This is a genomic window from Haloprofundus halophilus (genome assembly GCF_003439925.1).
GTDB classification, from domain to species: Archaea; Halobacteriota; Halobacteria; order Halobacteriales; family Haloferacaceae; genus Haloprofundus; species Haloprofundus halophilus.
In genome coordinates this window covers 1,158,528-1,173,133 of sequence record NZ_QQRR01000001.1, presented here as the reverse complement: position 1 = coordinate 1,173,133, position 14,606 = coordinate 1,158,528, and the positions used below count along the sequence as shown (strand labels likewise).

Annotated in this window: 10 protein-coding genes; 4 read left to right on the top strand and 6 right to left on the bottom strand. The window is 55.8% G+C overall.

Annotated elements, in window-relative coordinates:
- Positions 1–21: 21 nt before the first annotated feature.
- The 5 genes from DV709_RS05870 to DV709_RS05850 form a co-directional block, all read right to left on the bottom strand.
- Positions 22–933 carry a twin-arginine translocation signal domain-containing protein gene (locus tag DV709_RS05870; protein ID WP_232819698.1) on the bottom strand — a complete coding sequence of 304 codons (912 nt, stop codon included), beginning with the start codon at positions 931–933 and terminating at the stop codon, positions 22–24.
- 169 nt (positions 934–1,102) lie between these two features.
- Positions 1,103–1,927 (bottom strand): class I SAM-dependent methyltransferase, encoded by an 825-nt coding sequence (locus DV709_RS05865; RefSeq protein WP_157972660.1) that lies wholly within the window; start codon positions 1,925–1,927, stop codon positions 1,103–1,105.
- Between the two features lie 141 nt (positions 1,928–2,068).
- Entirely contained in the window at positions 2,069–2,641 is a 573-nt protein-coding gene (locus DV709_RS05860) for a hypothetical protein (protein WP_117592552.1), read from the bottom strand.
- Positions 2,634–3,491, bottom strand: coding sequence for a hypothetical protein (locus DV709_RS17650; RefSeq protein ID WP_157972659.1), 858 nt, complete (start codon positions 3,489–3,491; stop codon positions 2,634–2,636). The genes DV709_RS05860 and DV709_RS17650 overlap by 8 nt, the downstream gene beginning before the upstream one ends.
- A gap of 104 nt (positions 3,492–3,595) precedes the next feature.
- The gene (locus DV709_RS05850; protein ID WP_117592548.1) at positions 3,596–7,195 is read right to left on the bottom strand and encodes a type IV secretory system conjugative DNA transfer family protein; all 3,600 of its coding nucleotides are present in this window, start codon (positions 7,193–7,195) and stop codon (positions 3,596–3,598) included.
- Between the two features lie 365 nt (positions 7,196–7,560).
- Here DV709_RS05850 and DV709_RS05845 point away from each other — a divergent pair, with 365 nt between their 5' ends.
- Positions 7,561–8,952, top strand: a complete 1,392-nt coding sequence (locus DV709_RS05845; protein ID WP_117592546.1) for an ATP-binding protein — start codon at positions 7,561–7,563, stop codon at positions 8,950–8,952.
- A gap of 278 nt (positions 8,953–9,230) precedes the next feature.
- Here the strand turns inward: DV709_RS05845 and DV709_RS17645 are convergent, their stop codons facing one another.
- Positions 9,231–10,484 carry an RNA-guided endonuclease InsQ/TnpB family protein gene (locus DV709_RS17645; protein WP_157972658.1) on the bottom strand — a complete coding sequence of 418 codons (1,254 nt, stop codon included), beginning with the start codon at positions 10,482–10,484 and terminating at the stop codon, positions 9,231–9,233.
- Between the two features lie 707 nt (positions 10,485–11,191).
- On the opposite strand from DV709_RS17645, the gene DV709_RS05835 reads away from it, so the two are divergent.
- The 3 genes from DV709_RS05835 (at position 11,192) to DV709_RS17640 (ending at position 14,523) form a co-directional block, all read left to right on the top strand.
- Complete coding sequence (locus tag DV709_RS05835) at positions 11,192–12,091, top strand: DNA-binding protein (protein ID WP_117592544.1); 900 nt, start codon at positions 11,192–11,194, stop codon at positions 12,089–12,091.
- Positions 12,092–12,774: 683 nt separating this feature from the next.
- Positions 12,775–13,983 carry a Cdc6/Cdc18 family protein gene (locus tag DV709_RS05830; RefSeq protein ID WP_117594149.1) on the top strand — a complete coding sequence of 403 codons (1,209 nt, stop codon included), beginning with the start codon at positions 12,775–12,777 and terminating at the stop codon, positions 13,981–13,983.
- A gap of 216 nt (positions 13,984–14,199) precedes the next feature.
- A complete protein-coding gene (locus DV709_RS17640; RefSeq protein WP_157972657.1) occupies positions 14,200–14,523 on the top strand; it encodes a hypothetical protein in 324 nt (107 codons plus the stop codon).
- Positions 14,524–14,606 lie beyond the last annotated feature (83 nt).

Sequence of the window (14,606 nt, the reverse complement as noted above, 5' to 3'; positions counted from 1 at the left end):
GGTCGTAGGCAAGTCCACCCTCTATTTGAAGGCCCCCGCAGCCAGTAAGTCCACTACGGGCCCGCGAATTTGCAGGTGTGACCTCAATTGTGAACATACTCCGTATCGTATCCGACACATTTGCGACCTGCACGCCGTTTTGCGCGTGTGTGTGTTCGGATAGACCTCCGTGAGGCGTTTGTCGTCGGCGAAGTCCACTTCCCGAACGGCTTCCTCGACGGCGTATCCGTCGGTCGCTGCGGCGTGCAGTTTCGTCTGGAAGCGAACAAATAGATCAGCGTCCTGCCGACTGACTGACGCCTCCGAACGCGAGGCATACGTCTCGCCAGTCGGGAGGCGGCCGACGATGTGCGCCGCGCCAGCGTACTCGAACATATCATCCATAGACGACTCCGGGACGAACGTGTCACATTCGGGAACGCGACCAACGAGCACCCATCCGAACGGGTCGAGAATTGGATCGTCCCACCCACCCTCGGCGACAAACGTGTACGTCTCCACGGTGTCGCCGCGTGGATCCGCGACAACGACCTTGACGGGGCGCGCCCGTACCATCTCCACGCCAAACGAGTAATCCTCTCGGACGCTGTCGAGGAGGCTGTGAACGGCACCATTTGCGCCGCTACCCGCGACTGCGACCGGCTTCCCGGCGCGAAACGCGTGTGCGAGTTTCGTCCGATCTGCGGTCGCGGTTGCCAGCACGGCGTCCGCATCTTCGAGTGACTCGGTCGTTGCCGGCGGATTCGGAAGGTCGCTGGCGTCGCCAGCGATGTACACTACCTCGTCGTTGAGCGCCTGGCTGGTATCCTGAGCCAGGCCCGTCGCGGGGTTCACGTCCGGACGACTGCTTCCATGCGCGTAATACCCAGCAACCCCGGCGAGGCCAACGATGCCTGCGGCTGCGAGGAAGCGGCGGCGACTGTTGGAGGGCATTTATAATAGAGGTAATAGCCAGCAACTGGGATAAATTTAATTCATCTGGCCCGTCGAACTGGCGCACCGTCAGAACCTCGGGTGACCGATACGCGCACTGTATTCAGCAACGCCTCTACGAACTACCATGATTCAGTCAGAAACGCCGTGCGAGATACAGAGGGTGGATTCAGCGTGAGGCTCGAAGAGAAAATACGAACGGAAGGTCGTGTTCGAGTTCGGGGAGAACATAACGACCGTTTTCTCGTCGTTCCATCGCATCTACAGCCTCGAACGTCGACCAGGGGTACTCGTGGAGAAATTCGAGCTGGAGCCCTGACTCGCACAAGGCCGAGACGATTTCTCCAAGTGAGTGAGACCACCCGTGAGTCGGTCCGTGTTCGAGTTCTTCTGGTTCAATGCCAGCGTAGCTCCCTGTCTCGGTCGCGTCGTAACTAATCCGCTCACGGAAATACGGATAGCGGGCTTGCAGGTTCTCCCCTGTCGAATCCTCGCTGAGCGTATTGGTGAACGGATGGTGTTCAGCGAGATAGAACGTACCCCCTTTGCGAACGAACTGTGCCACAACATCAGCCCACTCCGCGAGATCGGGAAGCCAGAACAGCACCCCAAACGACGTGTACACGATATCGAATTCTTCGGTTTCAATCGGCGAGCCATCGGCAATCTCATACACGTCTGACTGAACGAAGCGGGCCTGGTTTCCCAGCCCAGTCTTGTCCGCTAACTCACGTGCTGCTTCGACGGCTCTGGTCGAGATATCCACTCCAGTCACGTCCGCTCCGCGACGCGCCCAGGATAACGTATCGAGGCCGAAGTGACACTGCAAGTGAAGCAGCGATTTGCCCTCGACTGGCCCAAGTTCTTCTAATTCGATCGGATCAAGCGTAGATTCCCCGTTGAGGAACTCCTCGACTTCGTAGTAGTCAGTCTCCGGATGGAGATCAGCGAGCTCCTCCCAATGTTTGCGGTTGTCTTCGATAAACTCTCTCATAACGGGGTGTATATGAGCGACAGAATAGCCTTTCTGCTTACTACGCGCTCTGTACTTAGCATGACTTCTCACACCCATTACCGATTGAGGACTTCAACAGAGCCGTCCACCCGAGATTTTCATGAATCTGTGCTAGGGAGATTAAAGTGACTCTTTGTATGCTGGAGCGTATACGTGGGCGAAGTGGTTTGTGAGTGTCGTGAGGTGGTTTTCAAGCGCTTCAGGCTCAGTAAGCGGGATTGCCACTATACCAGGCGCATGTTTTTGTGAGCTATACCATTGATCGGCGTAGAATCGGATATCAGGCCATTCATCGTCGCGGACCGTGGCATCTCGAACAGTATCGTACACGGTTTGAGAGCCGTGTTGGATTTTGTACTGGACGTACGAGTACGCGTCCGTGCCAGCCGATGTGTCGTCGATAGTATCCGGGGTAACCCATTCGACGCCGACGTTGAGTTTGGTGGTGCTGTCTGCAGCGTCATCGTGTCTGATCGGGGCTTCAGTACGGATCGTAGCGAGCGTGGTAGTAAACCCAGGACCGAGTGCTTTGTCGTGAAAGGAGACGTCAGTCTGATACCCTGCCTCGCGGAGCATTTCGCGCCCAGTCGTTTCGAGCATACTGATGAGTCTCGTCTCGAAGTCGTAGACGAGCTGTCGTGCTTTCAGATACCGGTCCGATTCGAGGCCGTTTGTGAGAGTCTTATCAGTCATTATTGTGGGTGGTGGTGAGATACGCGTACTGGTCGGTGAGCGGTGTGTTTCGGAGCCGTATTTGGTCAGCGAACCCGGTGGTTCCAGACAAAGTGTGAGTGATGAGGCGAGCAGGAAGGAACTGGCAAAGAACGGTTTCGATGACCGCGATAAACGAGTACGCACTGGCTTGCCAATGTGTCGTTGCAGACGGGTCTGTGAGTAGTGTTCGTCGGAGACTCTGGCTGATATCGCGCCAGTAGAGTATGGTGACGTCGGGTTCGTTAGGTTGCGTCCCTCGCAGAATTGCGTGATCGCCCGTTTCCTCATCAAGTTGCGATTCTGTGTTCGCTCGAAGGGTCTCGTGGTTGGTGGCTGGAAGCAGCAAGTAATGGTTCCACGTCCGTCTTTGGTCGTGTTGCTCGATCAACCGAGCAGTTTCCGGTGTTTTCGAATAGTGGTTGTCGTCGATTTTTACTTCGACTGACATTCCCGCTTCTGGGTATTGAATGAGAACGTCGGCACGACGGTCATGGATAGTATCCGAGCTAAGCGGGACTTCACAGGAAACCCGATCAGGCGAGTCAGTAACCGCGACATCAAATATATCACTGACGAAGTTTGCAGGGGCAGTATGGCAGAGGTGTGCGAGCCATTTTGACCAATTTTCTTCTTGACTGGTTCGAAGCGGTCCGTCGTCAGGCCAGTCGCTCGATAATGGATCTTGGTCGAAACATGACGGACTCTTGCGCCACTGCTCGTTCAAACCGTCGAATAGCGTCTGTAGCTTAGCAAGCGACTCAGAACTCCCGAGTTCCGTCGTTTCCCACCAGTCGTCGACGGCACTCCAGTTGGAGTCAAGACTACTCACAACAGAGTCTCTCCCAAGTGAGTGGGCAGCGTTGATGTCATCATCCAGTAGACAGTATTCTGTGAGAGATATTAACACTCAGGGTGAGATGATTGGGTTTGAAGCTACTGAAGGAGTGTATCCCGAACGTACCCCATCGTCCCAATCTCGGTCAGTCCTGGTTGGTCAATACTGAATCGCTGTGGTGGTGAGTTCCGACTATATGTTTTCTCGACTCGTGGTTCGCCCTCAGGCGGGTCATTGAGCATCTCGACGACGTCGTGAGCATCGTCTCGCGTCCGAACGATCCAGATTGCTGCTTCGGGGTCGAACGCAGCCATCTTGTCGAAATCTTCGGGGATAGCGCGGCGTCGGTCGTGGTTGATGCGCTCGGCTTCGAGCGTGACGACGACCACTCCATCCTCATCGAGACAGACGGCATCGAGACGGTGGTCATCATCATCGTCGCTGTAGTAGGTGACGACCTCGACTGCCTCCGACTCCGGATTCTCGACGAACTCCTGTTCGAGATACTGTCGTCCCACCTCAACCATCGCGACGTGGAGACTTGACTCGCTGAGGTCGCCTCGGCCATCGCCGTGAGCAATTCCTTCGCGGTGACCCACCTGGATTTCTGCTCTGCCTTCGGGTGTGACCGTGTAGAGCTTGTACGGGTGGGTGCAGTCCTCGTTGAGCAGGCCATTGTCGATGAGTTCGTCGACGGCGTCGCGTTCGATACCGACGTACTCGATGAGTCTGACCATGCTGTCGCGAGTGATGTCGTACTCCCACTCGGTGTCGTAGCGCTGTTGGTGGGCATTGTAGACGACTTGGAGGAACGCGAGTTGGCGATCTGTGTACTCGCTCTGTCGGCGTTCTGCAGTCGAGAGTTTGAGGTTCACACTGCAGACCGGGATATCGTCGCGGTCGATCTCGGCGAGTGAGTGACAGCAGCGAATCCCACGAAGGATACCTCGTCGAGTCGGGTCGTATCTCGTCTCACAGTTCTCACAGACGAGTGCATTCGAGCCGATATCGTACGTAATCGCGTCAGGAAGGCGATTCGTGAGTGGGAACGCCGTGTCCAGTGGTGGCGTCGAACCATCATACTCGCCAGTAGTGAGACTCGTACTGGAGCGTCCTTCGGGTGCGGAGAGTTCGAGTCCATAGTTGAGGCGCGTTCGGTCACGCACAACATCGAAGGCCGCATTGAACGCTGTCTGCCCTGCGTATCCGAGCGGGTTGTCTCCGTCCGGGTGTCCTGGTGGGAGTGGTGCAGAGCCGACGAGGAACGGCCGTGGTTCGGATTCGTCGAACGGCGCTGGGAGACTGACGAGCCACTGGCCCCGACGGAGTGCTCGGAGGCGATTGCCCACGTCCTTTGCGTCCATGTCCGCGGTCGCAAGTCGCCGGGCGAGGTCGCGGTCGACGGCGACGTTCCCTGTGACGATCGTCGAGACGTTGTTCAACAGTTCCGCGTAGGCTTCGCGTGACCGCTCACGGAGTTGGGCGGGAAACTGCATCGAGAGCGTGACTGAGAGACCGAACGACCGCGATTGAGCGAGTAGGTCAGTCATCAGTCCTGTAGCAGCGACTTGGGATGCTTCTTCCAGGTAGAGATTGACGAGTGGATGCTCTTTCGAGTCTGATTCACGGGTGCGGCGCTGAAGTGCGCTCCAGAGTTTCGAGAGGAGGACGAGCGTGATCGCGCGGCGACTCTCCGGTCTGAGCCCGCCTGTGTCGATGAGAATGACTGCGTCCTCGTCGATTAGCTCTCGAAAATCGAGTTCGGGGTCGGTGTTGGCCTCAGGGACGTGGTTGAACAAACGACCAAGACGGTCATCGATTGGAATCTTCTCGATCCGGTTTGCGACACCCTGCATCAACTCGTCGAACGACCGTTGGCTGTTGGATGCAACACCGGCGAGCATTCCCTGGAGGTCCGGGTCGCTCACTGGTGGGGCATCGCGTGTCTGGTGCATTCGACCGGTGACGTGCTGGAACTCACGATGGCTGAAGGCGTCCGAGCCATGCACCGGGTCAAACAGAGCCTTGACGAGATACCGAATTATGTCTGGTGAGCGGACGGCCTGCTCGAACCGGTCTCTGCCCATGATACCCTGCAGAATTTCGATGTAGTGGTCGACAACGTCTTCGACGGCAGTCGTACGGTCGATACCTGCGTCAAGTTGGTCGCGAATATCGAAAAACGGGAGTGCGGGGAGGACCTTCGCACAATCGAAGTAGTAGACGTTTTCGAGGGTGCCGTACTCGGCGTAGTGCGCTCTGAGGTACTCAACGGGCATCCCGTCACCTTTCGGGTCGATGAGGATGTCTGCGCCGTCTGTGGCCTCGTGGTTCGAGAGTATTGCGTTGATGAGTGAGGTCGATTTGCCTGAGCCAGTTTTCCCGAACCACGCAACGTGCAGTGGTTGGAGCGACGGCGGTAGGACGAGTGCGTCGTCGTCAGGTGTGCCGTCCTGGGTGAGTGGCTGGCCGAGCGTGAGACCCTCTCCGTGGTAGTGCGTGAGTTCGCTTGCTGGAGGTCGCGGTTGTGCCGTCCGTTCGCCGAGTGTTGGGTCAATGGCGCGTTTTGCTGCAGTAGTGAGCGCCGAGCCATCGAGGACGGTGAAGTTGCCGAGTTCCTGGGGGTCAGCGATGATGGCTTTCGAGCGCGTCGGTGTCCAGGGAAGTCGCGTTTTGAGAGTGTCGTAATCAGGCTGATGGAGTGTTTGGGTTCGGATGTCGTCGAGTATCTCTCGTACGCTGCGTTTGGAGTCGAGTGTTCGAACCACGCCGGTGATCTCATAGTTCGTGTGGCCAACGTCACTTAGTGTCGTGCTGAGCCCCTGAGCAACGGTTTTGGGGGTTGGTGAACTGGGTTTCGAGGAGTTTTCATCCGCGACGGTGGCGGGGTCAATGGCGACGGCACGGGCGTTCACGACGAACGTATGGCGAGCGTCTCGGGCGTCGATTTCTTCGAGGCGAGGCTTCGCGCTATCCGGTATCTGAGTCTTCTCTGGCGAGGTCTCTGTTGTCGTCGGCCCAAACAGCGTTGCAACAGCGCGTTGTGTGGCCGTGTCCTCGCCGTTCTTGAGTTGATGTTTCCGATAGCTGGCGTCACCGCGCCAGTCGCGATATGGATAGACGAGCGCTTGGTAAATGATAGGAAGCGGTTGGTTGGCCATCGTTTCGACGACTGCAGCGAGCGGGACGCGGGCGGTGTCGTCGTCGGAGAAGTCTGCAAGTGGCGTCAGTTGTGTCTGCCAGTCGTCGTAACGGTCGACGTCGCCACAGAACTCGACTGCCGCACAGGCTTCTGGTTCGGTGGCTTTGTCGAGTGGATGTTCGGCGAATTGTGTGCGCTCGAACTCGTATGTCTCCGGGAACAGTCCACGGAGAATCCGTTCGAGTTGCGTAAGAAGCGAGTCTGTGGTTTCGGTTGCTTGCGTTTCTGTGGTGAGGCCGACGTAGTAGGTGACACTCGGGTCACTTCCGCCATCACTGACGAGCAACCATTCAAGCGTGGGTTTGTGGGTGTCGTTGAAGAGCGTGGTGAGCCAGCTACCGTCGACGCTGTATTCGAGATTGTGGAGACGTTTCCAATGTCTTGCGACGTTGTCTGGGTCGACTGTGTCGTCACTCGGTGTGATTTCGATGTATTTGGACGATTGGTCGTCGGTTTCTGTGTCAGCATTTTTAGTAGAATTATCGTCGGTGGCCATTGTCGATAGCTAGAGGTGTTAAATCGTCTGTTTGTGCGTAATTTTGGTGAGTCAGGAATCGGTCATAAGTGCTCCTGTCTCCGAACGCCCCCGGTGTCGTCGAGCCCCGCGACTCGCTGCGCGCCTCGCTTCGTTCGGTGCTTACGTCGTCGGGGGACCGCGACGACACCGGCCCCGTTCATTCCCACCCTGTCGGGAGGATTGTCGGAGTGTCTGCTCAGCGCTGGTCTGCTGCTTGCGACGCCGACATATCACTCTCACACACCGGATTTCGAATGAATTCTCCTCCGAATGGCTAGTGAGTTGTTGCGGAGGATTCATTCCCGCAAGCTCTAAGCATTACCGTGATAATGATTATTTAGAGTATGACCTTCTTCAACCGGGTTAAGGAACTCGACGCACTCACGTCAGCATTCGAGTCTCCAAACTCTGATTTTGTCGTTGTCTACGGACGACGTCGCGTCGGCAAGACAGAGTTACTCAAGGAATTCTGTATCGACCGGCCACACATCTACTTTCTTGCCGCACAGGAAGCTGAAAATCGGCAACGTGAAAAGTTCGTCGAGCAAGTCGCGAGCTACTTCGACGAACGCGTTCCACGAATCGACGGCTGGGATGACGCCTTCGGGTACCTCGCAGAAAAACTCCACACCGAAGACCTGGTGGTCGTCATCGACGAATTCCCGTATCTCGTTGCAGAGAATGATTCGATTCCATCGTACCTCCAAGGATTTGTCGACGAGCACCTCCAAGAGACAGACTCGATGCTAGTCCTCTGTGGCTCCAGCGTGAGCACGATGGAGTCAGAAGTTCTCGGCCACGAAAGTCCGTTATACGGCCGCCGTACCGCACAATTTGATGTACAGCCCTTCTCATTCAAACAGGCACGGGAGGTCATCGATTACGATGCCGTGGATGCAGTTCGTTCATACGCGATTACCGGTGGGACACCGATGTACCTCACACTCTTTGACTACGGACAGTCACTCCGAGAAAACGTCCGGTCACAGGTATTATCGCCGACAGCTGTGTTGTACAACGAACCAGAGTTCCTGCTTCGAACAGAGCTTCGCAGTCCTGCCCGGTATATGAGTATCCTCGAAGCAATCGCACTCGGACATACAACGCCAAACGAGGTTTCAGGAACGACCGGCATAAACTCAGGCCCGCTCTCGAAATACTTGCAGACGCTTCGTCGACTGCGACTCATCAAGCGGGAAGTCCCCGTAACTGCGTCGGGTAAGAAGTCAAAGCGATCACGATACGGGGTTGCAGACGAGTTCCTCCGATTCTGGTTTCGATACATTGAGCCGAATCGCTCGAGTATCGAAGAAGCGCCTGCTGTTGTCTATAACGGAACGATTGCACCAGACCTTCCAACTCACGTCGCAACTACCTTCGAGAGTATCTGTCAGGAAGCCGTCTGGGAAGCGACTCGACGTGGTGAGTTCGAACCGTATTCGAAGGTTGGGCGGTGGTGGTACAAAGAAGACGAAATCGATATTGTGGGACTCGCGCCGAACGAGGACCGGATACTGCTTGCTGAATGTAAATGGACGTCAGAACCTGTCGGAGACGCGCTTGTTGGGAGCTTACGCGAGAAAGCAGAGAGCGTCCGCTGGGGATCAAGCAATCGGGAAGAACGATTCGCGCTGTTTTCGAAGAGTGGCTTCGTTGAGGGTCTCGAAGATGGTCTTCCCGAAACGTGGTCGCTGTTCACGCTCGAAGATATCGACACCATCTTTTCTCCCAAATAGGACTTGCGACCACAATTCCGACGATTGTTGTTCGAATCTCTTCACACATAAGCCCGGATTCGATCTTTTCGACAGCGAGTTTATCCGCCTCCTGACGGGCGGAGGGCAATTCAGTGCGTCAACTTTCGCAGTTCGACAGTCGTATCCCTCGTCTCTGGATTCGAAATCTGAGGTCGGTTGGGCGACGGCCTACAGTACCTGTTCCAGCATCGTGTCAGCATCCGACCGCTGACCGAGAGACCCACCTCACCGGAGGTTGGTACATCCGTTCGTGTCATCTACCCACGACTAAAGTCGTGGGCTTGAACATGGGACTCCCCCTCTGACGACGCACGGTCGTAGGCGGTGTAATCGCCATTCGGATTCAGCGTCCCGTTCTTCAGGGCGAGATGACCGTCGCCCAACCCCGAGGGACGTTTGCCCTCGGGTAAAGTTACTAACTTCAGACCGATGTTCTTTGAAGCGTTATAGTCGCCGTCGTATTCCTGCCCACACTCGTTGCACTCAAACCACCCTGTCTCGCTATCGCGGTTCGTGCTAGACTGGTGTCCACACCGAGAACACGTCTGCGAGGTAAACGCGGGCGATATCTGTTCGACACGAATCCCGTATTCGCTGGCCTTGTACGCGAGGATTTCCTGTAGTTCACGGAAGGCCCACTGATGCATTTGGCGACGAGTCTGGTCGTTTCCGTTCCACATCCGTTCGCGGATGTGCGTCAGATTTTCGACGGCGATGTACGAACAATCGTGGGTACGGGCTTCTTCAACGAGACGCCGAGAAATAGTGTGCAAGCGGTCCAAGACGAAGCGGTTTTCTCGTCCCGACAGTCGCGCGAGTGCTTGCTTCGCGGAACGAGTGCCTTTGTCTTGGAGGCTACGGCGGACTCGAAAGTAATGGTTCTGTCCCCACAGTAGCTCGCCACCATCGAAGAAGCGTCCCGTGCTGGTCACAGCGACGTTCTTCAAGTTCAAATCCACACCCATCACGCGGTCGCCACCACGTTCCTCAACCTCTTTTAGGAGGACGATGTGGAGGTAGAACGAGTCGTCGTCTTCGCGGTAGTGGAGTGTGCCCATCCGCTTTTCGTAGTCGTCGTCATCGAGGTACGACCGTTGGTAGTCCCCGAGGACGTATTCGACAGCGACCCGTCCGTTAATGGTCGAAAGCGTGGCTGACCTATCCTTGATGGTCAGCGTGCGTTTGTCGTACACCGCAGAAGATTCTCCGAATCGGGGGAGTGGTCGGCTATTGCCTTTTTTCCACTCGGCAACGGTGGACTTCATCGACTCCACTGCTTTGGAGTACGCCCGAACGCACAAGTTCGCGGGTAGGTCTGTCTCGTCCCGAAGGTCGTAGTACACTTTGTCGTGTATCTTCGACTTGTTCAGAATGAGATAGCCGTCGTTGTTGCGACCGTGTTCGACGGTATAGTTGCAGGCGTGGTTGAACTGGTCGATGGTCTGATGGAGGTCATCCCGTCGCTCGTCGGGTACGTCGAGTTTGACGGGAATGGTTCGTTTGACCTCCATTGTAACTTCACATACGCAACCGTCTATTATGTGCGTTCGGGAGTCGGCATACTGTCGTCGGTGGATTGGGTGTCTGTTGTCGGATTCCTCCCACGACTCAAGTCGTGGGCTTCCTCCTCGAATCTGTGTGAATCCGACTTTCGAGACTGAGAGTGATCTTTTGAAGCGGACGATTCTCGACCAAGCGGGGGAGCAGTTGCCTCTGTCTGAAGTAGGACTCAGTTCAGAGCACTTGGCAGAGTACAACGCAGCGCTTGAATGGGCGTGAATCGCTCGGTTGCTACTTCTTTCATAGTTTTCCTCGGCTGACGTTCTCGGCACGCCCCGCTCGCTGCGTGCCACCTTCCGGTGAGCAGAGCTCACCGACGTCTCGTTCGTGTTACTCACGAGACGTACGCGTCGCTCGTACCTTCCCGGTACGCCAGCGGGTGAGGGCGGCGGTTCTTGCGCTCCTGGCGGTGCTCAGAACACGCTCACCCTCACTCCGCTGGCCGCTCGCTCCAGGTGGGTCAGCGCGCGGTGCTGGTTTTGTGCTTTCCCTATGGCGCGCTCTCACTCGCGCCCAGGGGGCGCTCGTGAAGGCGCGAGCGAGAGCGCGCGATGGTTGGTTGGTTGGTTGGTTGGTTTGTGTGGACAGCCACGGCTGGAGAGTCGTGGTGTCGGAAGAAGACGCCGAGTGAGCGCCTTCGGAATCTGGTCAGATCCCAATGTCAAGTAAGCACGTAACCAGTAATGTAGTTTCGGTCGATGAACAGGCATTCGAACAGTCGGACGGACGAGCGGTCGACGAGGACGGTTTCGAGGTTGTCGACGAGACGCCGGAGTTCCAGCCAACGGTGCAGATGGAGATTCAGGCGAAAGTCGATGCGAACCACCCAAACGGGATGGTCGACACCAGCGAGGAACGGATCTACGGTGTGACCCTCGAACAGGAAGAGCGCATCAGAGCGCGGGAAGCTGAATTGGAGCGCATTAGTGCCCGAGCGACGTTCGGGACGCAGGAAGGTCGTGAGATGCGGACGCGAGATGTCGTTGCACAACAGAGCGCAGCGCGGCGGGTGGAGTTCCAGCGGCGTGCGGCGAGCGTGAACCCAGTGTTCGACCCGGATTGTCCGGACCCTCGTGTCGAACTCAGTCGAGAGCAGTTGGCGGCGGTGAATACGCAAGCGATGCGGTTGAGCCAGAAATTGAATGGCTGGTCGCAGGCGGCGGTCAGTCGGCGATTGGCCGAAGTGGTACTCGATGGAAAGGACATGATGAGTGCGGTCGTCAGCGTGTTCGAGGAGTTGCAGACGGCACCTGGGCAAGTGGTTCCTATCGGGAGACTCGAAGACGTAAATCGGCGAGAGGTGAGTATCGAGGGTCGGGTCGAGACGTTGTGGACTCCCTCGCATTCAGCTATTAGCCAAGTTGGGCTCATCGCGGACGACAGTGGCCGGACTCGTGTGACGATCTGGGAGAAATCGGATGCACCGTGGATCGAAGAAGGCGAGAAGGTGCGCATTCACGGAGCAGCTCGGAATTGGTACGAGGGACGTGTCTCACTGGCTGTCACCGGATGGTCGGACATCTGTTTCCCTGAGCGCGACCGGTGGTGGGACGCGTAGCCAGCTAACGCGGCTTCTTTTTTTGCTATGTACCGGGCCGACCCAGACCCCACCGCCCCACCCTCCGCTCCGTGCTCGCTCCCGGTGGTCGCTGCGCGCGCAGCCACGACCTTACGGGAGTCGTTTAAATTCTCACCTTCAGGCACACCCCGGAGTGCCGCTGTAAGACGGGGTAAGAGAAGCTATAGCCCATGAGTTATGGGGTGATGGCTTTCACATGGCATTCGGCTCATAAATTGTCAGACAGCCACCTCTGTTCTCGGGACATTCCGAAGAGATAGATATAACAACCTGTTGTGTGTCACCGCTCACTAAGTGCGTCGCAAAATAGAGGTGCACCGTAGGTCGCACCTAGTGTTGTTGAACCACCGACCTCTTCTATTTCCGTTGTTTCACGCCGTAAGGCGAGATACCCATATTATTCGCCTCGTTTTGTTCCTTTGAGTGAAGATATCTCTGTGATTCTTACAGCGGCACTCCGGGGTGTGTGCACTGCCGCCCAACTCGTTACAGTGGCACTGCGGTGTGTTACAGCGGCATCATGGTGGTGGAACCAGCGGCTAGAGTGCGTCTATATCCAGAATCTGGCGTCATACAGCGGCACAAAAGGGATTTACAGCGGCATTCTGGTGTCCGGAAAACCAAATCGATTTTATACTCCTAACTAGATGTCTGACACAGAGATGGAGGACAAAGTAGATTATTTTGGCGCTGAGAATCCGATTTTCGCCGACAAGGAACTCCTCCAAATCTCCCATCTCCCGCGCGACGATGCGCGTATTATAGGCCGCGACGATCAACTCCAGAATCTCGGATCTGCGCTTCGTCCTGCGCTCACCGGGAACACACCGAATAATGTGTTCATCTATGGCAAAACGGGCACTGGCAAATCATTGTGCTCGAAGTTCATCACGCAGCGGGTTATCGACCGCGCAGACCAGAACGACGTAAACGTTGGATTCGCTTACGTTGACTGTCTTCAGGACCCGACCGAGACGCAAGCCGTACAGACGGCCGCCGAACAACTGAACAACTCCAAGGTGACTGGGATGACAATACCCGAAACGGGTCTCGCTACTTCGGTGTTCTATAAACGTCTCTGGAAGGCAATCGATGCCCAGTACGACGTTGCCATCATAATCCTCGACGAGGTAGACAAGTTGGGCGACGACAACATCCTAATGCAACTTTCGCGAGCCAACGAGTCAGGGAAGCTCTCGAATGCCAAACTCGCCACCATTGGCATCTCGAACAAAATCCGGTATAAGGAAGAACTAACCGAGCGGGTCAAATCAAGCCTGTGTGAGCGCGACTACGTGTTTCCACCGTACGACGCGACTCAACTCCGTGAAATTCTTGTCTCGCGGTCGGATGCATTCGCTGATGGCGTGCTCGACGACTCGGTAATCCCACGCGTCTCTGCCCTCGCCGCGAGAGAACATGGGGATGCTCGGAAAGCCATTGATATTCTGCGTTTTGCTGGCGAAATCGCTGAGGATGAAGGCGATGAAACGGTTCGTGAAAGACACGTTGAGCAAGCCCAACGCCGCGAAGAACAGAACCGTCTGTCGGAACTCATTGCCGAGTCACCTGTTCACGCGCGGTACATTCTCCTCGCATTAGCGTTCCGCGTACAACAGGATCCCGACCCTGATGCGATGATTCCGAATAACGACGTCTTCGGGACGTATCGCCACATCTGCGAGCAGGAGGGTAGCGATCCACTCAAGGAGCGCCGGCTTCGAGATATCCTTTCTGAGCTCGAATTTCTGTCCATCATCGAGCAGGAACGTCGCGGACGCGGGCGCGGAAAAGGTATCTGGAATGTAAACCGTCTCGTTGACGACCCTGAACTCGTAATTGAGGCGTGCCGGATTGCGAAAGACGAGTAGCACAAATTCGACTCCGAACGACAGAAGCGACTGTACGAGAGAATAACCCTTGCTGGCTCTGTTGAAACTCTCAGTTACTGATAGTTCGGTGAAGCCGTGCTGAATACAGAGCGCGTATTAGTCGTCGAAGATGATGGGTTGAAACCTTAGTCGGATAACAGAGGTAAGTGGATGATTCGACCCACTTTTAATTGATAGTAATTTGAATAGTCAAGTATGACGGTGAACTGGGTATCCTCCGGAAGGAAGGCAATCAACGACGTTGAAGTGGGAGATCTAGTTACCTACAAAACTGAGGGGCAGAGTCGTCGAAAACAGCCTCTTGAAGTGGTGCAGATAACAATTCGGTCTTCACGTTCTGGCGATAAGCGAAAGGAGATGGAACTGCAGGGTAATCGAGGCGGAGAGTATCTTCTCAGCTTCAGTCTCACCGACTCAGATCCATTTGATGAGGCACTGCATGTGAACCTGAGTTCCGCTAATGTATTTTACCCAGAAGAATTCTATCTCCACGAGAAGCGACAAGGACAGACCAAGTAAGCTTAGTGTGACCCCGAAGCTACTGAGCTCATTTCTTTGTAGTCAGCAGGCCGTTTGTGTCTCCTCAAAGGATCTCAACAATG

Excerpts from the sequence above, each read along its gene's own strand:
- DV709_RS17640 (WP_157972657.1), top strand. The coding sequence starts at position 14,200 with ATGACGGTGAACTGGGTATCCTCCGGAAGGAAGGCAATCAACGACGTT.
- DV709_RS05870 (WP_232819698.1), bottom strand. The coding sequence starts at position 933 with ATGCCCTCCAACAGTCGCCGCCGCTTCCTCGCAGCCGCAGGCATCGTT.
- DV709_RS05845 (WP_117592546.1), top strand. The coding sequence starts at position 7,561 with ATGACCTTCTTCAACCGGGTTAAGGAACTCGACGCACTCACGTCAGCA.
- DV709_RS17645 (WP_157972658.1), bottom strand. The coding sequence starts at position 10,484 with ATGGAGGTCAAACGAACCATTCCCGTCAAACTCGACGTACCCGACGAG.
- DV709_RS05850 (WP_117592548.1), bottom strand. The coding sequence starts at position 7,195 with ATGGCCACCGACGATAATTCTACTAAAAATGCTGACACAGAAACCGAC.
- DV709_RS05860 (WP_117592552.1), bottom strand. The coding sequence starts at position 2,641 with ATGACTGATAAGACTCTCACAAACGGCCTCGAATCGGACCGGTATCTG.
- DV709_RS05835 (WP_117592544.1), top strand. The coding sequence starts at position 11,192 with ATGTCAAGTAAGCACGTAACCAGTAATGTAGTTTCGGTCGATGAACAG.
- DV709_RS05865 (WP_157972660.1), bottom strand. The coding sequence starts at position 1,927 with ATGAGAGAGTTTATCGAAGACAACCGCAAACATTGGGAGGAGCTCGCT.
- DV709_RS05830 (WP_117594149.1), top strand. The coding sequence starts at position 12,775 with ATGGAGGACAAAGTAGATTATTTTGGCGCTGAGAATCCGATTTTCGCC.